Origin of the sequence: Flavobacterium sp. ACN2 (assembly GCF_002303885.1) — a bacterium.
Classification (GTDB): domain Bacteria; phylum Bacteroidota; class Bacteroidia; order Flavobacteriales; family Flavobacteriaceae; genus Flavobacterium.
This window is the reverse complement of the sequence record NZ_MRCM01000027.1, coordinates 1-20395: the sequence shown is the minus strand read 5'-3', so window position 1 is coordinate 20395 and position 20395 is coordinate 1. Positions and strand designations below refer to the sequence as shown.

Below are 20395 nucleotides of genomic sequence, written 5' to 3'. Positions count from 1 at the left end.
AAGAGATCTGTATTCAATTTAGTTTTAAGGAATAACATAACTAGAGTTAATATTATCCTGCACATATTTAATAGCCCACGCCATAGTATTCGCATACATGATACTATTATAAACTGTAATTCCAGAATCATATGCTTTTGATAACGGTTGTCCAGTAGCGGCAAATTTTGCCGGCCATGTCGTAGTCGAAGTATTGGAAACTGTTCCCGCAGTCCAGCCAGAATCTCCAATATAGATATATCCTAAAGTATTATGTTTAAATGAAAATATTCTGGTTGCATTTCCGTTTTGAGTCGCAAAACTAGTTACGTTTCCAGGTAGTCCTGTAACATAATAAGAATTGTTTACATCACTTCCCAGACTAAGTCCTGTAATGGTTCCAAAAGGACCTTGAAGAACAGGATCTGAAACACTCAAGACAGGATTAGTATATGTTGTTCCTGTACCTGAAACTACTGCGGTTGATGAACCACAAATTGTATTAATTAAGCTGGCAGTTCCTGATGAATCATTTTCTTGAGAATGAATTAATACGCCTTTTTTATTCTGAACAAAATCATTTAAAATAGTAATGGATGCGGCGCTAGGCAGATAATTGTATCCGATTACTATAATATCGATATTATTGGTATTAATTAAATTTTTCAGTGTGGTACCTTGGTTAGTACCTCCATTTATAATTGTAATATTTTGTACCTGAAATGTTCCTGTAGGACTGAAATTTGCTGTTGATGCTAAAATGGCTCTCGAAGCATCTCCTGTTCCAGCAGTTCCTGGCTGATACATTCCGTCTCCCAATCCTAATACTTTCATAGTACGAAAAACAAAAGTGATGCTTTTATTACAAGCCACACCTCCATTGGTGCTATTGGCTGTTATTGCATATGAAAAAGTTCCTCCAGAAAGTGGTGTTCCTGTTGCGGTCATTATTACATTTTGTGGTCCAATGGCACTAAATGTCCCACTTGCCGAAAAGCTAATTCCGTTTACAGTATTTGTTGTAATACTATAAGCCCCAACATACGTTACAGTTACAGGTACTGTCATGGTATTTGCGGCTATCATTGCTACACCTGGCGCATAATTACCAGATATTGTAATTCCAGCACAATTTGTTGTATAGGTTACTGGCTGTGGAACTATCGTTACATTTAATCCGCATGTTGAAGCGGCACCTGGACTTCCTGAAACTGTAAAAGCAGTTGCTCCTGGAGTCGTTGGTGTTCCAGAACCTATCAATGTTACATTTTGTGCGCCCAAGGTAGATAAATTTATTAATCCTGATGTAAATGAGATTCCGCTTGCTGTAGTAGTTGTAATTGTTGTTTGCCCAGTTGCTGTTACATTTATTGGTAATGTTATTGTATTAGAACTGATTAAAGGAGTATCTTGTATGAATGTACCATTTTGTACGGCGGTACTGCAATCAATAGTATAAGCTACAGCTTGCACTGTAGTTGGAATGCCTGTACAAGAAGCAGTTGCCTGAGTAGTTGCATTAGAAACAAGATTAAAATTATTTGTACCTGATGCATCTGGAGTACCTGTTCCTAAAAGTTCAACCGTTTGATTGGGCGTTAGATCTGTAAATGTTCCAGTTCCGCTAAAAGAGTATCCATTTACGGTATTGGTATTCATACTCCAAAAACCTAAAACTGTTGGACTCACACTAACAGTAAGTTTATTTGAAGGTGTTAAAGGAATTCCAATAAAATAATTCCCTAACGAATTTATTACACCACAATTTATTACATAATCGACGTCAGCAGGGGAAACAGGAATATTTGGTATACATGAACTTGCTTTTCCGTTTAAATTAATTGTTACTGGATCACCAGGATCGCCCACTGCTGTACCATTATTTGGAGTTCCTGTCCCTGGAAGATTTAGAGTGTAAGTACCCGCAGTAGGGAAAGTTCCATTTGTGCCAAAATAATACCCATTAGTTGTAGTTGCAGAAACTGTATAAACTCCTGGTTGTATTACTGTAAAAGGAATTGTCAGGTAATTTGAAGCAATCAAACCCTGCCCACTTCTATAAGATCCAAAAGCTTGTACCTGCCCGCATTGTGCTGTTGTGATTTCAAATACCGCTGGAGGTAAAGTTCCGCAGATACTCAGCCATATATTCTGTATCTGACTCCAATAATCAAAACATCCAGTTGTTGTATTATAGATCAACAGCCCATCTGTTAAATTAGCCACAGGTATTGCATCTCGCTGTGCTGTTGTTAATCGGGAAGTCAGCATCCCTTTATTATTACTCTCTAATTCAAATATTGCTCCAGGCTTCGCTTTTTCTGGACCTGTACTTATTGTTCCATCTTTAATTTTAGTATTATTTACCTGAGCCAGAAGAGAATAAAAACCGAACAAAATAAAGAATACTGTAAAGACATTTTTTTGTGTTTTATATATTGTTATTTTCATAATCTTAATATTTAAGTCTGTAAAAATTTAGGTGTTATTTAGGATTTTAGAATAGCTTTAAAACCTTTAAATAACATTAATTATCTTTTTCTGCTATTAGTTTTTCCAACTTTTCAAGACGTAAATTCATTGCTTTTGAAGCTTCTTTCAATTTTTTTATTTCTTTGTCTTTTGCTTCAATAGCTTTATTTTGCTCAATTATGTGCAAATAAATTTCTTCTGTTTTTTCTAAAAGCTGAATTGATAATTCAGACATATTAAATGCGTATCCTTCTTTAGTTTTTTCGAGATTGTTAATAGGAGTTATTCCTGGAAGATGCTGGTGTTTTTTGATATAATCTTCAATTTCTGGCAGACGTTTAAATTTATAATCAGCCTTAATTTCAGATTTTCCTTTAAAGTAATCTTCAAATACATAATCAGCATAATAGGTATTTACCGTTGAAATTGCGCCATTAACTCTCAGTTTTTCGTTTGGTGCAGAAGATGCGGTTGTGTATCCAATTCCAACCCATCCATTAGTATAAATATCTTCTGTGTTTAGTGTAGCTCCAGTGTGAGTCGTTGTACTATACCAAGGTTCTTTTACAGCAGCTCCTAAATCCAGTTGCGTTAGCACTTTATCTTCATCAGTATAATCAAGAGTTCCTGTTGCAGCATTTACTTGTAAAGTGGTTAATGTTTCTGATTCTCCTATTAAATCAATCATTTTAAATTCCGTAGCATTTCCATCTTCATCACTATAAATAAGGGAATGGTTAGCTCCATCATACACCAATGATGTCAAAGTTTCTACTCCTTTTACCAGAACAGATAAATCTATTGGGTTTGGAGTGTTTGTTTCATCTGTATAAGTCAAAGTATGTAAATCAAATAGTTGTCCAAATGGATCTGTTATTTGTGTAACTACATCTTTTAAAGAAGTAACTGTTTCTTTTACTTCAACAGGTGCGCCCCCTGCCTCGTTTGTATAGGTCGCAATAATGTTTCCAGTAGTTACAATTGGATTTACTGTTGTTACTGTTTCATTAGCCTTAATGGCAGGAGTTAAGTCTAGTGGAGTACTAGCTATTCCGTTTACTGTTGTAGTCAAACTAGCTCCTGTAAGTGATGTAGTATTACTGTTTATAATATTTACTGAGGTTCCTGTTACTCCATTTACTGTGGTACTCAAGCTATTTAATGCTGATGAGTTCGACACAGTAGTAGCGGGAATTAATGAACTTGGCGTTACTGTTCTTAATATGCCAGTTGCATCTGCTACGACAATATTATCAGTTCCTGAAATACTCGGTTGCAAACCTTCGAAGCGAACAGGATTTATACCAGTTAAGGGTTTTACATGTAAAGTGTTTGTTGGGGCATCAATACCTATTCCAACATTTACAGCATCGGCTGCAATACCTCCTAACACCAAACTATTACTGGTTGCTACTTTTGAATTATTTCCAATTGCTGTAGAATTACTTATAGGATTAGCATTTGTTGGATTAGCATTATTACCAATAAATGTATTGCCAGAACCATTAAATCCACCAATACCACCTGCAACAGATCCTACTGCTGTGTTATTACTTCCTGTTTGATTACTTGCGAGTGCTGAATAGCCTACTGTCGTGTTATGATTTCCTGACGCATTTTCCTGCATGGCAAGAAGTCCGGTTGCAGTATTAAAATCTCCTGTTGTATTCGTAGACAGAGCATAGGTTCCTAATGCCGTATTATTAGATCCTGTTGTATTGCTGTAAAGGGTATAATTTCCTAACGCCGAATTAGATTCCCCTGAAGTATTTGCTTGAAGTACAGATGTCCCCATAGCAACATTTCGAATCCCTGTCGAAACAGTGTTCAATGCATTAACCCCAAAAGAAGTATTGTCTGTTTCAATTCTTCCCGCTGGCGTATTATTTCTTCTAAAAGATAAATTAACATTATCTAGCGTACCTAAGAAATGAATCTGCGGTTGTGTTCCCATATTTCCATTAATACTCCAATCATTCATATTTAGCTCTACAGATTTAATAGTTCTTATGATTCCGATAGGATCAGTAACCAAAATTTGATCCATTGGGTCACCCTGCATCAAACCTGTTATAGCTAAAGTATTTGTAAAATCTGTATTAATTGTAGTGGGAACAATAAGATTTCCACCCAATTGCACATTACCGTTTGTAGATGTTAATCCGTTATCTGCAGTGATTAATACAGGAACAGCAGGAGTTGTTGCTACTCCGTTTACTGTAGAGATAAGCTCTCCATTTGTTGCAGTCAAAGTATTCGTAGTTGCGGCTGTTAATGTAGTTGGAGTTAATAAAGCTCCTCCATCAGATCCAACAGTAATTATATTATCTGGATCTGCACTTATAACATGTGAATCAACAGATAAGCCTTCTTCATTGATAAAGTTTATAATCCCTGTCCCTATATCCTGAGTTTGTTTTGTTACTGTTTGTTGAATATCAACAGAGGGTCCGCCTGCTTCATTAGTATATGTAGCAATTACACTCCCTGAATTAACAATTGGAGTTATGGTTGTTATGGTTTCACTTGCTTTAATTGCGGGAGTCAAATCTAGTGCAGTACTGGCAATTCCATTTACAGTTGTCGTTAAAGTTGCACCCGTTAATGAAGTTTCATTGCTGTTAATGATTGGAGCACCTGTACTGGTTATTCCATTTACTGTTACTGTTGCAGTATTTATGGCTGAAGCATTTGAAACACCGCTTACAGCATCTGAAGCTGTAGAAACCCCATTTACATTAGAGGTTAGAGTATTGCCCGCCAGACTCAGAGTATTGGTTGTACCAGCTGTAATAGCTGGAGTCAAATCTAGTGCAGTACTTGCAACTCCATTTACAGTTGTAGTTAAAGTTGCTCCTGTCAACGAGGTCTCGTTGCTGTTGATAATTGGCACAGCAGTTCCTGCTACTCCATTTACTGTTGTAGTTAAATCATTTACTGCCGATGTATTAGAAACACCGCTTACAGCATCTGAAGTTGCAGAAACCCCATTTACATTAGAGGTCAGAGTATTGCCCGCCAGACTCAGAGTATTGGTTGTACCAGCTGTAATTGCCGGAGTTAAGTCTAATGCAGTACTGGCAACTCCATTTACAGTTGTAGTTAAAGTTGCACCCGTTAATGCCGTTTCGTTGCTGTTAATGATTGGAGCACCTGTACTGGTTATTCCATTTACTGTTACTGTTGCAGTATTTATGGCTGAAGCATTTGAAACACCGCTAACAGCATCTGAAGTTGTAGAAACTCCATTTACATTTGAGGTCAAAGTATTGCCTGCCAGACTCAGAGCATTGGTTGTACCAGCTGTAATAGCTGGAGTCAAATCTAATGCAGTACTGGCAACTCCATTTACAGTTGTAGTTAAAGTTGCACCCGTTAATGCCGTTTCGTTGCTGTTAATGATTGGAGCACCTGTACTGGTTATTCCATTTACTGTTGTAGTTAAATTATTTACCGCTGAAGCATTAGAAACTGTCGTTAAATTTGTAATTGCTGTAGGAGTCAATAAAGCACCTCCATCGCTACCAGCAGTAATTATATTAGCAGAATCAGAACTAATGACATTTGATGTTAGGGCTGTCCCAGTTTCATTAGTAAAAGTTATCGCTCCCGTTGCTGGATCTTGACTTTGAGTTGTCACTGTTTCTTTAATATCAATTGATGTTCCTGCTTCGTTATTGTATGTAGCTATACTATTTCCTGTTGTTACAATAGGAGTTATTGTTGTAACTGTTTCTGCATCACCAACTAAATCAACCAAATTAATTACTGTTGGAGTTCCACTTTCACCATTATATGTTAAGGTTTTTGCTGTTTGATCGTAAACTAATGTTGTTTGGGTTTCTGCGTCACCTACTAAATCCAATAAATTAATGGTGTATGGCGTAGATTTTTCATCTATATAAGTTAAAGTATTCGCTACACCATCATATGTCAAGCTTGTTAGTGTTTCATTTGTTTTGATAATATTAGTCAATTGAGTAATAAAAGTAGAATTATTTAAGATCGTACTTGCATTGTTTATTACATCACCCACTATATCAATTGTAGTTGTAGTGGCATTTTCGCTTGTATACGTATATTGACCATTATTTGCCGCATCTTTATCCAAAGTAGTTATTGTTTCATTAGCTTTTACAATAGTACTTATATCTATAATTTGCGTATTCCCCGAAGCATCAACATAACTAAACTGGTTTGTTGTAGAGTCAAAAGTGACATTCCCTTCTGTTTTGTTGACGATATCCTGAATGATATTTGTGACAGCCGGATTGTTTACAATAGTGCTGAAATTAGTTGTAACATCGCCAACAATATCTATATTCACAGCTGTACCCGCTTCGTTGGTATAGGTATAAGAGCCAGCGCCATTATTAACAAGTGTGGTGACTGTCTCATTTGCTTTCACGATTGTGCTTATATCGATAACTTGCGTATTCCCCGAAGCATCAACATAACTAAACTGGTTTGTTGTAGAGTCAAAAGTGACATTCCCTTCTGTTTTGTTGACGATATCCTGAATGATATTTGTTACGGCTGGATTGTTTACAATTGTGCTGAAATTAGTTGTAACATCGCCAACAATGTCTATATTCACAGCTGTACCCGCTTCGTTGGTATAGGTATAAGAGCCAGCGCCATTATTAACAAGTGTGGTGACCGTCTCATTTGCTTTCACGATTGCACTTATATCGATAATTTGCGTATTCCCCGAAGCATCAACATAACTAAACTGGTTTGTGGTAGAGTCAAAAGTAACATTCCCTTCTGTTTTGTTGACGATATCCTGAATGATATTTGTTACGGCTGGATTGTTTACAATTGTGCTGAAATTAGTTGTAACATCACCAACAATGTCTATATTCACAGCTGTACCCGCTTCGTTAGTATAGGTATAAGAACCAGCGCCATTATTCACAAGTGAGGTTACTGTCTCATTTGCTTTTACGATTGCACTTATATCAATAACTTGCGAATTTCCTGAAGAGTCAATGTAGGTAAATTGTTGATTAATGGGATTGTAAATAACTGTTCCAGGATTTGAGGCTACTTCACTTGATATTACAATTCTATTCCATTTATTATCATACCAATAGTAATATCCCGGAGTAATATCTGCAATTGTTGCTGCATTAAAGACCAATAAACTATTTACATTTCCATTAGCAATAGTCGTTACATCTGTTGAGTTTTTTAGATTAACTCTAGGAATTAATACACCTTTATCAGCAGCTACAACTTCTAATTGGGAAGAAGTATTTGGCATTGATGTTCCAATACCAACCTGACAATAAGCTGCATAACTACCTAAAAATAAAATTAATGAGAGTAATTTATTCTTCATAAGTTCAAATATTAGGGTTATCAATTTATTTGTAATAGAAATAAAAGATTTAAGGCAAATAATTTGAGAATAATAAAGACAGGGGGAACAAAAGGGACAAATCTATCTAGCGATATGTATTTGATTTGAATGGCTTGAAATAAATTAAATGAGGAATTTTAGAGCTGATAAGGAACCAATTATTTTGTAAAATTATTCCTCTTTAATCAATAGAATTATAAAGGTAATAAAATACTAATACGCTGACTGTTAAATTTTTATTTTTTTTTAATAAAAAAAAACCTATATATATATTTATGGTTTTTCTACTCTATTTTTCTGTTGTTGATAATCTTCAAATCTTATAACATCATAAAAAAATATCAGTCATCGAGTATTTTGTTTTCAAATTATTTCTTTACAACAAAAATATTTGAAACCAGTATTATTCATTTTTTTAGATTATCAAAATAATACATTCCTGCATTTTAAATTCTAATCTTTTTCCTTTTGAACATTTGTATTTTTTTTACAAAAAAGTATCGTCAAAACATACCCTTAAAAGTTAAAAAAGTAATACTATAAGACCATAATTAAAACTTCATCTACCTTATTTTCAAATAATTAACAATTAACTTTCTTTTATTATATAGTCAAAAATATTTATTTATTTTTGGGACCATTTTATAATAAAAAACAAATAATTTCTTACAATGAATTTACAGTTTACAGAAGAAAATCTTAAAGAAAAAATTAAAGAACTCACTTGTCTTTATGAAATTTCTAAGATTATCTCCAAATCTAACTCTATACATATTCAAACGCTCTATGAGATTATTTTTAGCACAAAAAAGGCGTGGCGTTACAATCTTGATGCCGTCGTAGAAATTCATATTTTAGATTACCATCTTTCAACATCTGAGAAAAAAAACTCTAGCATTTTTCAATGTAGCACACTAAAAATCAAGGATATGAATCCTGGATATATTAAAGTTCATTATCCCTCTGCAAAATATACACAGGATGATTTTAATGAAGATGAACAGAAACTTCTAGATACTATTGCAATAGAAATCGGAAATTATATTGAAAAGTTTCAGACACTGGAAAGAAAAGCACTGTTAAGAAGAACCATAGAACGTATGGAACGTCTTTCCCTTCTTGGCGAAATGACTGCAGGAATAGCACATGAGCTAAATACCCCATTAGGTAATATTTTAGGTTTTGCAGAACTTATAAAAGAGCAAAATTCCGATCCAGAAATTAGTGCCGATATTGATATTATTATTAATTCGGTTATTTATTCTCGGGAGATTGTCAAAAAACTCATGTTCTTTTCTTGCGAAATGCCTCAAAAATTAGAATTACAAGAATTAAAGCCTATTATCGTTTTTGCCTTGTCTTTTCTAAAATCTAATTTTCAGAAAAAAGCAATTAAACATGAATTGATCTTTGAGGATGACACTGTAATAGCAAAGGTCGATTCGGTTCAAATTACCCAAGTATTATTTAATCTACTTATAAATGCTATTTATGCCTCGCCAGAAAAAAGCACTATTAAGATAATAGTAGATCATGACGAAACTAATCTTTATCTAAAAATAGAGGATCAAGGAACAGGGATTCCAGACGCTATAAAAGAAAAAATATTTGAACCTTTTTTTTCAACCAAACCTGTCAATTATGGCTGCGGACTTGGTTTAAGCGTCGTTCATGGCATCATTAAAAATCACAATGGAGAGATTACTCTTCAAAACAATTTTCCAAATGGATCGATTTTTATCATTCGCATCCCTTTATCTTAAAACAAAATGACTTTAAAAAAAGAGAATATACTGGTTGTCGACGACAATAATGATATGCTGGATTTAATTCAAAGACAATTAAAATCTTTCCATTATCGAACTTACAAAGCCTCTTCTGTAAATGAAGCTATTGAAGTCTTAAAAAGCTCAGATATACACTTACTGATCAGCGACCTCAATATGCCCAATATAAACGGAATTGAACTATTAAAATATGCAGAAGAGCACTTTCCAGCAATACCAAAGCTTGTAATATCTGGAATTCCATCTGTGTATAATGTTGTAAACGCAATGAAATCGGGCGCATTAGATTATTTAACAAAACCTTTTACAAGTGAAGAACTTCATAAAACCATTTTAGATTCACTTAAGAAAGGGGCGAGTATTTCTAAAACTTCAACTAATTTTCCAGACCTAAATAATGAAAAATCGTACGCAGGTCTCCATGGAAATTCGAGTCATTTTAGAGATTTAATTGAAATAATAAAACGCGTAAAAGATACAAAGGCAAATGTTCTTATAGAAGGAGAAAGCGGTACTGGAAAAGAAATGATTGCAAGAGCTATCCATTTTACCAGCAAACTTGCAGACCAGCCCTTTATTGTAGTAAACTGCGGAGGAATACACGAAAACCTAATAGAATCTGAATTATTTGGACATATAAAAGGTTCTTTTACAGGAGCTTCAGAAAACCGAGTAGGCTTATTTCAATCTGCCTCCGGAGGCACTATTTTTTTAGATGAAATTGGAGACGCTCCTTTGTCTGTACAGATTAAACTATTGCGCGTTATTCAGGAAAAAGAAATTCTACGAGTTGGCGCAACAAAACCAGAAAAAATAGACGTAAGGATTTTATGTGCCACAAACAGCAATCTGGAAGATATGGTTGTAAAAGGTACTTTCAGAGAAGATTTATATTATAGAATAAATGTTATTTCTATTAGAACTGTTCCTTTACGAGATCGAAAAGAAGATTTATTGACATTAATTCATCTTTTTATAGAAAAGTACTCTCATGAATACAATAAATCAAACGTTCAAATAAATGAAAAAGCAATTGAAGTTCTAATGAGATACAATTGGCCAGGAAATATAAGAGAACTTGAAAATGTGATTCATAGATTGGTTATTATGAGCGATGATACTATTACTTTGGATCATATTCCGGAAAATTTAAAATATCATATCCATTCTTCAGATACAGTTTTTAAGTCTTTAAAAGAATACGAAAAAGAGCAAATATTAAAAGTCTTAGCCGCCGTAAATAATAACAAAACAAAAGCGGCACAAATCCTGCAAATTGACAGAAAGACTTTAACCCAAAAAGTTCTTTAAAAACGGGTACATACTCCTCACCCGTTCATAATCTACCCTAGGCAATTTAAACGTTTTAAAACTAACGATAATACAATTTACTGATTTACAAATTAATATAAAAACAGGCATACTGTTTGCCCCAAAAAGCCTAAAATGTATTAAAATAAATCAAATTAATTAAAAAACAGTCTAAGGTGAAACCAATATTACACTTCATTTCGATTACATATTGCCAGCATGTTAAAGAAATTGAGAATAGATTCTCCAGTAAATTCAAGTTTATATCTTTAGTACTTCCAAAAATTATAAGTGCAGTGTTTTTATTAGAAATAAAGAACCAAACAGCGTTGTAATACAGATTGGCTAATTGCAAATTTTACCGCATACTGCTTGGTGTTTTACAAGTTATTAACAATTACAACATCACTAATTATCAATAACTTATAAAACAAAAAAGACATTTAATTTCTTAAAAAATCTTAACTTTATAACACAAATCCACATTTCCATGAAAATAATTAAACATTATTACGATGCAGATCTTTCTTGGGTAGAGCATTATACTGCACAAATTGGAGGAAAAATTGAAGGTAACTTTATCAGACTCCCTGAGGATTCCCAAACGGGGATACGATATTTTTTAGACTGTGGCGATGGTATTCTAGCCTATTACATCAATGTAGAATATAAAAGAAACTACCAGTTAATACAACAAAATTTGAATCAAGATTTTGTTGGATTTTATTACAACTTAACAGAAGGGGAAGCTACCGTAAACACAGACCTCTTTATGTACAATGTCGGCAGATGGAATTACAATCTAGCGGTTATTGATGGATCTTTGGACTCAGAATATAATGTCAAGAAAGGGAGCAAAACTTTTGCCTTATGTTTTTTTATCAAAAAAAGTATGTTAAAGGCTTTTACTCAAAAGAATGGTATTGCAATTCAGAATATCGACTCTCTTCTTGATCCCAAAGAAAATACGATAATTCGGTTTGACAGAATGACCAGCGAAAGCTATCATATTTTAAATGATTTGAGAAAGCTGCCAGTTGGGGGATCTATTTTCGATCTGCACCTAAAAGGCACTGTCCACTTATTAATTTCAAATTACCTAAAAAAATTAGCTACAAAAAAAATCATCGCTCAAACTGTTAACAAAGAAGACTTAGAGCATATTATTGCGATACAAATGTACTTAATTGAGCATATTAGAGATCATTTTCCAAGTATAACACAGATGGCCAAGATGGCTAATATGTCTGAATCAAAATTTAAAACCTTATTTAAGAAAATAACAGGAAATACGGCCAATGTTTTTTTCATGGAAAACAAATTATTACTTGGCAAAGAACTTCTTGAAAATAAACAGCTGACGATTTCTCAGATTTCAGATGAACTAAATTTTACTAATAACTCTTATTTCGCATCAAAATTCAAGGAACATTTTGGCTTGTCTCCTAAAGCATTTTACAAACAAATGTAAAGCAGTGCCAATAATTAATCGTAATAAATAGTCTATGAGAAAATTTACGCATTCCTACACTTTAACTCCAGAATGGCAATATGATTTAGTTAAACAATTGGGTACAGAGCTATTAGATAATAAATTGATTATTGTGCCCAAAGATATAGGCAAAGGCTTTTTTTATTTTTCTCAAGTAACGGAGGGTATTTCAGTCGTATACGCCGATTTAACTGCAACAGTTCCTATCAAACTAACACGGCAAAAATCTGAGAATGAAATTTTCATTTTTCATTTTGATTTAAGCGAGCACATCAATCTTATTAAGATTAATAATATCGATTATGAAATAGGTTCTTTTAATCAATTGGATCTTGCAATACTTGACAATGAAATCGAAAGTACTTTTAAGCCTTCAGTGAATGAACGAACAATAGCTTTAAGATTGTTAATTAACAAAAAACTCTTACATGATTTTATTCAAGAGTTTGAAAAAAAAGAGAGTTATTTCGTAAAAAGCAAAACAAACAAAAAAACATTCTATCACTATGGCAATATTGACAGCAATAGTATATTGTTGATTCAATCTATAAAACAGAAATCAGTTCGAGATTTGGCTTTTGATTCTTTTATAAAAGGCGTTTCCTTAAAAGTACTAGGCAATTTTTTTAATAAATTTTACGAAACAAAAAATAAAAATGTACCTCTTACCGAAATTGAAAGTGAGGCAATTGAGAAGACGAAGAACTATTTATTAAACAATTTATACGGACCATTTCCTTCCTTAACTTTCTTAGCAAGTATGGCAGGAATGTCGTCTTCCAAATACAAAAGTCTTTTTAAAACGCGCTACAACAATACGCCAAAAAATTTATTCATAGAAGAAAAAATAAATCTTGCTCAAAAGCTCCTTAGAAGCGGAGAATATACTACTCTAACTGCTGTTATGTATGAACTTAATTATACCAAACTCAGCTATTTTTGCACTAAATATTTTGAACAGCTCAAAAGAAAACCAACTGATGATTTTGTAAAAAACCACCAAGCTTCAATAAGAAATGAATCTTAAAAATATATTATTCTAATAAAAAAAAATGCTGCTGTTAATATTCTTATTAAACAGCAGCATTTTACAATTCAGAGATTATTTAAAACTAACAATAAATTCTGAACGTCTATTTAGTTCGTGTTCTTTTTCAGAACATTTTACACCGTTTGAACAATGGTTTAGTAATTGTGTTTCACCAAATCCTTCTCCACTAACTCTTTCTTGTGCAATACCTGCATTTACAATGTAGTCAACTGTTGATTTTGCCCTGTTTTCAGAAAGCTTCATGTTAAATTCATCTCTACCTCTACTATCTGTAAAAGAATTTACTTTTACCGATAAGTTCGGACGATCCTTAAGCAAAGACACTACTTTATCTAATTCTTTCTTAGATGATTGTCTAATGTTATAACCATTCAAATCAAAATAAATAGGGCTTAATTTTAATTTGTCAGTCAAATCATCTCCATCTTGAATTTTAACTTTTTCGCCTCCAACAACAACTTCCACTTCTTTAACTATTTCAAAACTGATTTCTTTTTTCTCCAAAGGCTTCAAAAGTCCAGTATTTACTGTTTTATCTGCATAAGATGTTTTTGTATATAATGCACTATAATCTATATATGGATTTACAGCAATTTTGTAATGCCCAGCAGCGTCTGTTTTTGTTGTACCGATACTCTCATTATTTGAATTGAATAACTGAACATTAAAATCTGCAAGTGGTTTACCATTTTCTGAAATAGTTCCAAAAACAATTGATCTGAAATCAAAATCAAAAATTACTGGTGAGTTTTCTGTAAAACTATAAATATCATCATTTCCGCTTCTGTTTGAAGAAAAATAACCTTTTTTACTTTCGCTATTCACTACATAAGCAAAATCGTCTGAAACTGTATTAACTCCGTCACCAACATTTACAACATGATATTTTCCTTCACTGTCTTTCATTGCCGCAAATACATCTAGCCCGCCAAGTCCAGGATGTCCATCTGAAGCAAAATAAAGAATACCGTTATTATCTACATAAGGATAAGTCTCGCGTCCTGGAGTATTAATTTCGTCACTTAATTTGGTAACGTCATTACTAACAAGGACTCCTTTTTTTAAACTTACTACATACAAATCTGAATTTCCAAAACTATTGTTACGGTCAGACACAAAATAAAGCTGGGATTCGTCTGGACTTATTGCTGGATGCGCTGAAGAAAAACCATTACTATTGATTGGATAAGGTAATTCTTTTACATTTTTCCACTCTCCTTTAACATTTTCTGCAACGTAAATTTTTAGGAAATTAGTGCCATTTTTATCTGCTCCTAATTTGCCATCTATAATATTGTTTCTGGTAAAGTACATATACTTACCATCTTTTGTTACTGCTGCACTACTTTGATGGTATTTGGTATTTACATCACCTTTAATTAATACCGCGTCTTCTAATCCTCCATCTGTAGTAATATTAGCCGAATATAATTTCATAAATGACTTTTCATTCCAGCTGTGTTTTCGTTTGATTACTACTCCCGTATCTTTTGCTGATGCGAATATTACCTTATCTTTCCCGTCAAAGGCAGTTCCAAACTCAGAAACCGGTGTATTGATGTTAACTGGTTTAAAGCTATAACGTCCTGACTCTTTTTGAATATCAGCCATTAATTTTTGTTCTTTCCAGTTTTCACTAATATCCTTTTTACCCGTTACTGCATAATATTTTTTTATGACAGCACTAGCTTCATTATACTTTTTTGTATTGTTTAAAGCCTGAGCATATCTAAAATAAAATTCTGAATCTGCTGATTGTCCAGATTTAAAAACTTTTGAGTAGGCTTCTGCGGCTTCAGGATATTGCCCATTAAAATAATAGCAATTTCCTAATTTTGTATAAACCTCTAATGATGTATTTCCTTTATCAGCTAGATTTTTATACAATTTGGCAGCCTCAACAAATGCAAATTTATCATACATTTCATTTGCTTTTTCAATCTTTTTATCCTGTGCCTTAACAACTCCTATTTGCATTAAACAAACACAAAGTACTGTTAGTATAGTTCTTATCTTTTTAGATATCATTTTTTTATCCTATTTTATGGTTATTAAAAGAATCTTGGAGTAACAAGTCTGTATTTGGTTCCTGAAAACAAGTCAAAACGAAGAAAAATTTCATGTGATCCTGAGTTATAATTTCCGATTTTTTGTGTATCATAATCGTAAGCATAACCAATATTTAATCCTGATGTAACCTGAAATCCTGCCATAGCACTTACGGCTGCATCCCATCTATAAGCTGCTCCTAAAGTCAATTTTTCATTAATTAAGAAGTTGGCAGATAAATCGACTGCTATAGGAGCACCGCTCACCATCTTAACCATTGCAGCTGGTTTAAACTTTAGATTATCGTTAAGATCGAAAACATAACCTCCCATTGCATAAACGTGCATTTTTTGCGAAGCAATAGATGTTTTAACATCGTCATAAAACTTGGTTTCAAGAATCATTGGTACAGATACCCCTGCATACCATTTTGAGGCATGAAAGTAAATTCCTGCTCCAAAATTTGGAGAATTCTTAGTCAGCGTTCCTGAAAGAAATGGATCTTCAGGATTCAATACATTTAGTTTATTATAATCTACCTGCATAAAATTTCCTGATGCACTAATTCCTAAAGATAAATGTACATCTGCTGAAAGCTGAAGCGGGTACGCATAGCTTGCTGTTAAGGTAGTCTCTTGAGACGGACCAATTTTATCATTTACTACAGACAATCCTAAACCTTGTCCGTTTTCTGTAATTGGTGCTTCTATAGAAAAATTTGCCGTTTTGGGAGCTCCGTCCAGCCCTACCCATTGTGTTCTATACATTCCGAATATACTTGGCAAACCGCGTGTTCCTGTATATCCTGGATTTATTGTCATCGTATTGTACATGTATTGTGTATACTGTGACTGCTGCTGTGCTGAAATCTCAAAAATTCCTATAAACAACAAGATTAATAGATATGAAATCTTTTTCATTAGTTCTTACTTCTTTTTAATTATTGGTTATTGATGTATAAATAACCTGTTCTCTCTTTTACTTTGTTACCAGTATTATATTTCAATATGTAGAAATATGTTCCTGTTGGAAGTTTATCGCCTCTTTTGATCGTCGCACGTCCGTCAGAGTATCCTCTGAACATATTATCGCTTTCGTTATACGATTTAGCTTCATAAACTTTTACTCCCCATCTGTTATAAATCTCGACTTGGTTATCTGGGAATTGATCAATTCCTTTTATAACAAAGCTGTCATTTAAACCATCATCATTTGGTGAAAGAGCGTTAAAGATTTCTACTTCTTCACTAATTGGCGGTGCTTTTTTAACTAGTGCCATAGTGAAAAGGCCATAACCACTCACCTGCGCTGTTATCAGCTTTTCATAGGGTTTTCCTGGTAAAGGATCGCTAACTGCTCCTTTTTCATTAACCCATTCACCAGAAGCATTATCCCAGCGTGTTATTACTACCTCATAATCATCTCCTGGATTAAAAAATGCAGCAGGTGTTGTGCGGTTGTCCATTGTTAAACTCAAAATAATTTTTTCCGCACCTTGATCCTGCGTTACTTCCCAATACTCATTTTGGTTTATGCTTAGAATATCTTTGTCTCTACTGTCATGTGAGTGAAGACTATTAGAGTTTTTATTAAAGTACTGGGTGGTGTAAATTCCCCCGTTGCCAGTGCCTGATGCATGATAAGAAGGTCTGAAATAGTTTCCGTCTCCAACAGGGAATTCAAATGCTGCAACACCGTCTTTTTCGACCTGCCCGTCAACAAAACTTAAATCACTGGTAAGCGTATGAGCCGCTTTTTCTCTGAAAATAACTTTCCCTCCATAGTCACCAGCTTGAATTACCCCTTTATCAAATTCTGAATTACCTCCTACGGCTATCTTACCTAATAAATGAAAAGGTATAGGAGAAGATACATTTCTAAAAATTGTATTTTTAAAATTAGAAACCTCAGTTCCATCTATAAACTGATCTTCTGAACCAACAAAAAAAGTAGCGCCTTTTAGGTTTTCTGTATAGGTTACTAAACCATCATTTTTCCAGTTTTGAAAAATATACAATTGACCATCATTTATAAAATTTCCTGATGGGACATTTTCATAATCCATATAGATTGCCACTATTGTATTGTCAGTAATGTTAACATCACCGCTATTTACAAATTGGGCATTGGCCACACCACAGGTAAACAAACCTGCGAACAGCCCTAAAGCAATGCTTTGATTGGCACTGCCAGAAACTAGTGTTTTTTCTTTATATATGTTATTTTTTTTCATAACTGTGTATTATTCCTTCTATAAATTATACTTTGAATTGGCTTAAACTTAATTTCCTAAAATCACTAAATCCTATAAAAAACTATTGCAGTAATAATATATTTCACCTTTGTTAATTACAAACAAACTATTGATTATCAATACTAAACAAAAGAAAAGCATTTTACTTTTAACGGTACAAAGTTCCCATTAACAAAATAATTATTCTATCCCTAAAAGTTTTAAAACTTGTAGATTAAGACATTCTGTTACTTAAAATAATCAGGACTCTGATTTGAGGAATTGCAAAAAAAAAAGCTGGTTTAAAAAAACCGACTGCATAACACAATCGGTTTTAGTATTAATAAATTGAGCTGTTAGTTTTTATTTATTAATTGCTGCACGACTGCTTTTAAGTCGTTTAGTTCTTTCTGCATGCTTTCAATCTGAGACTGTTGTTCTTGTACCGCTTTTACCAATGGCACAACAAATGAAGCATAACTTAGCGCATAAAAATCAGCATCGCTTTGCGGTTTTACCACACCGTTAAACTCATAACCAATTCCTTTTGCAGCCGCTTCTACTTCCTGAGCAATAAATCCTGTTTGTAATTCTGTAGATCCTGTTTTCATATTATAAAGCACAGGACGCAGTTTATTGATAAAATTTAAACCATAACCACTGCTTACTATATTCTTTTTTAAACGAGAATCTGAATAATTTGACCACGCAGCATAGCCGCCAATAGAAGTTATATCACTGTTTCCTATCACTACAGTATTAGAGCCTCTTCCTAATGCTTTGTAACCAATAACGATTTGGTTTGTAGTGTTTTCATATGCTGTTAACGCTTCCACTCCTATAAATATAGATTTTGTAGCATTTGTTAAATTGACCTGTGGATTAGATGTTCCAAAAAGAAAATATCCTGCTTTAAAACCAACTGCAACGTTACTACTTCCCGTTGTTAAGCCACCTAATGCGAAATAACCAACAGCAGTATTTTCTATTCCAGTAGTATTATCATATAGGGCACTACTTCCTACTCCCGTATTACGTTCCCCAGTTTTATTCATAGCTAATACTTGACTACCTATTGCAGTATTAAAGCTTCCCGTATTAGATAACAATGTATACTGACCAAATGCGGAATTATAAGTACCTGCATTACCAGCATAAGCACCATATCCAAAAATAGTATTATTAGGACCTATTCGTCCACCTCTAGTATTTCGACTTCTAAACCGTAAATCCTCATCATTCACTGTTCCGATAAACTCACTAGGTCCTATATTCGAGTTTCCATTTATACCCCAGCTTTTATCTAGTCTTGTACGAAGAACTCCACTAGTGGGATCTACTGTCATAAGATAATCATCAGTATCTTTAGAAATTCCTCGGTCTTTTACCTCAAGCCCTTTAATTGCTAGCGTAAAAGCCTCTGTTGTTGTTAAAACAGACGGCTGTACTAAATTGCCGCCCAGCTGTATTACATTATTACTTAATGTTAAACCATTGTTTGCTGTTCCGGGAGCAGCAGGGAAAATTGTAACTTTTTTTCCGTTTGGTGTCACAAGCGTTTCAGATTGTGCCATTATAAATCCAGACTGGATCAATACCAGCATGCATAGTATTTTTTTCATAGTATTACTTATTATGATTTTGCAATTTTTTCTAAAAATGTATAATTCCTTTATTTGAAGGCTCCGCACTCTTATACTCAAGAGTGCGCAGCTTCAAAATTTGGCTGGTTATTTTAAATAATCGATCATTACATTGTCATCTGCCATAAGTGCATAACCTCCGTTTGATACTGGTTTGTATGTAACAGTTGTACCGCTTACAGAAATTGCCTCTTTGTCTATTCGTACTCCATTGATGTACATTCTTACTTTAGAAATACTCACTGGTGCAGCAGCTAAAATAAATTCAGTCTGGTTTGCTCCGGCTGTGTATTCATCAGTAGTCTGCTCAGGAAGATTTGCATTTACAACATAAGGGCTTGCCACTGTACCGGCACCAGTAATAGTAACGTTTGTACCTTGTGTAGTTACACCGCCAATACCGTCTGCTCCTGTTGCGCCTACTAATCCTGCTAAGAATTCAGTAACTGATTTACCGTCATTTCCTGGCTCGCCTTTCCAGATTTCGTATGCTGATGCTCCAGTTGCTCCCGTTAATCCGTCTGCTCCTGTTGCTCCTACTAATCCTGCTAAGAATTCAGTAACTGATTTACCGTCATTTCCTGGCTCGCCTTTCCAGATTTCGTATGCTGATGCTCCAGTTGCGCCCGTTAATCCGTCTGCTCCTGTTGCCCCTACTAATCCGTCTAGGAATTCCGTAAGTGATTTACCGTCATTTCCTGGCTCGCCTTTCCAGATTTCGTATGCTGATGCTCCAGTTGCTCCTGTTAATCCGTCTGCTCCTGTTGCCCCTACTAATCCGTCTAGGAATTCCGTAAGTGATTTACCGTCATTTCCTGGCTCGCCTTTCCAGATTTCGTATGCTGATGCTCCAGTTGCTCCTGTTAATCCGTCTGCTCCTGTTGCCCCTACTAATCCTGCTAAGAATTCAGTAACTGATTTACCATCATTTCCTGGCTCGCCTTTCCAGATTTCGTATGCTGATGCTCCAGTTGCTCCCGTTAATCCGTCTGCTCCTGTTGCTCCTACTAATC

At 34.2% G+C, this 20395-nt stretch carries 10 protein-coding genes and 1 pseudogene; 4 read left to right on the top strand and 7 right to left on the bottom strand.

The annotated features are described in order from the left end of the window. Positions 1-24 precede the first annotated feature (24 nt). Positions 25-2430, bottom strand: coding sequence for a hypothetical protein (locus BSF41_RS22825; protein ID WP_095931784.1), 2406 nt, complete (start codon positions 2428-2430; stop codon positions 25-27). Between the two features lie 76 nt (positions 2431-2506). Beyond that, positions 2507-7795: a hypothetical protein gene (locus BSF41_RS22820; protein ID WP_095931783.1), complete on the bottom strand. Its 5289-nt coding sequence runs from the start codon at positions 7793-7795 to the stop codon at positions 2507-2509. A gap of 692 nt (positions 7796-8487) precedes the next feature. On the opposite strand from BSF41_RS22820, the gene BSF41_RS22815 reads away from it, so the two are divergent. The 4 genes from BSF41_RS22815 (at position 8488) to BSF41_RS22800 (ending at position 13433) form a co-directional block, all read left to right on the top strand. Further along, positions 8488-9579 carry a sensor histidine kinase gene (locus BSF41_RS22815; protein WP_095931782.1) on the top strand — a complete coding sequence of 364 codons (1092 nt, stop codon included), beginning with the start codon at positions 8488-8490 and terminating at the stop codon, positions 9577-9579. Positions 9580-9585: 6 nt separating this feature from the next. Further along, positions 9586-10914 (top strand): sigma-54 dependent transcriptional regulator, encoded by a 1329-nt coding sequence (locus BSF41_RS22810; RefSeq protein ID WP_095931781.1) that lies wholly within the window; start codon positions 9586-9588, stop codon positions 10912-10914. Positions 10915-11404: 490 nt separating this feature from the next. Next, positions 11405-12385 carry an AraC family transcriptional regulator gene (locus BSF41_RS22805; RefSeq protein WP_095931780.1) on the top strand — a complete coding sequence of 327 codons (981 nt, stop codon included), beginning with the start codon at positions 11405-11407 and terminating at the stop codon, positions 12383-12385. 34 nt (positions 12386-12419) lie between these two features. Then, positions 12420-13433 (top strand): AraC family transcriptional regulator, encoded by a 1014-nt coding sequence (locus tag BSF41_RS22800; RefSeq protein ID WP_095931779.1) that lies wholly within the window; start codon positions 12420-12422, stop codon positions 13431-13433. Between the two features lie 75 nt (positions 13434-13508). On the opposite strand, the gene BSF41_RS22795 is transcribed toward BSF41_RS22800, so the two are convergent. From BSF41_RS22795 to BSF41_RS23855, 5 genes and pseudogenes are all read right to left on the bottom strand, one after another. Further along, a complete protein-coding gene (locus tag BSF41_RS22795; RefSeq protein ID WP_095931778.1) occupies positions 13509-15485 on the bottom strand; it encodes an OmpA family protein in 1977 nt (658 codons plus the stop codon). A gap of 23 nt (positions 15486-15508) precedes the next feature. Continuing rightward, positions 15509-16426, bottom strand: a complete 918-nt coding sequence (locus BSF41_RS22790; protein WP_095931777.1) for a type IX secretion system membrane protein PorP/SprF — start codon at positions 16424-16426, stop codon at positions 15509-15511. A 20-nt stretch (positions 16427-16446) separates the two neighbouring features. After that, positions 16447-17739: a gliding motility-associated C-terminal domain-containing protein gene (locus BSF41_RS22785; RefSeq protein WP_095931776.1), complete on the bottom strand. Its 1293-nt coding sequence runs from the start codon at positions 17737-17739 to the stop codon at positions 16447-16449. A 356-nt stretch (positions 17740-18095) separates the two neighbouring features. Beyond that, positions 18096-19361 carry a tail fiber domain-containing protein gene (locus BSF41_RS22780; RefSeq protein ID WP_095931775.1) on the bottom strand — a complete coding sequence of 422 codons (1266 nt, stop codon included), beginning with the start codon at positions 19359-19361 and terminating at the stop codon, positions 18096-18098. Between the two features lie 108 nt (positions 19362-19469). Next, a pseudogene (locus BSF41_RS23855) lies at positions 19470-20395 on the bottom strand (hypothetical protein); the annotation flags it as partial.

Bases quoted from the DNA above. Each gene is read 5' to 3' on its own strand.
- BSF41_RS22825 (WP_095931784.1), bottom strand. From the start codon at position 2,430: ATGAAAATAACAATATATAAAACACAAAAAAATGTCTTTACAGTATTC.
- BSF41_RS22820 (WP_095931783.1), bottom strand. From the start codon at position 7,795: ATGAAGAATAAATTACTCTCATTAATTTTATTTTTAGGTAGTTATGCA.
- BSF41_RS22815 (WP_095931782.1), top strand. From the start codon at position 8,488: ATGAATTTACAGTTTACAGAAGAAAATCTTAAAGAAAAAATTAAAGAA.
- BSF41_RS22810 (WP_095931781.1), top strand. From the start codon at position 9,586: ATGACTTTAAAAAAAGAGAATATACTGGTTGTCGACGACAATAATGAT.
- BSF41_RS22805 (WP_095931780.1), top strand. From the start codon at position 11,405: ATGAAAATAATTAAACATTATTACGATGCAGATCTTTCTTGGGTAGAG.
- BSF41_RS22800 (WP_095931779.1), top strand. From the start codon at position 12,420: ATGAGAAAATTTACGCATTCCTACACTTTAACTCCAGAATGGCAATAT.
- BSF41_RS22795 (WP_095931778.1), bottom strand. From the start codon at position 15,485: ATGATATCTAAAAAGATAAGAACTATACTAACAGTACTTTGTGTTTGT.
- BSF41_RS22790 (WP_095931777.1), bottom strand. From the start codon at position 16,426: ATGAAAAAGATTTCATATCTATTAATCTTGTTGTTTATAGGAATTTTT.
- BSF41_RS22785 (WP_095931776.1), bottom strand. From the start codon at position 17,739: ATGAAAAAAAATAACATATATAAAGAAAAAACACTAGTTTCTGGCAGT.
- BSF41_RS22780 (WP_095931775.1), bottom strand. From the start codon at position 19,361: ATGAAAAAAATACTATGCATGCTGGTATTGATCCAGTCTGGATTTATA.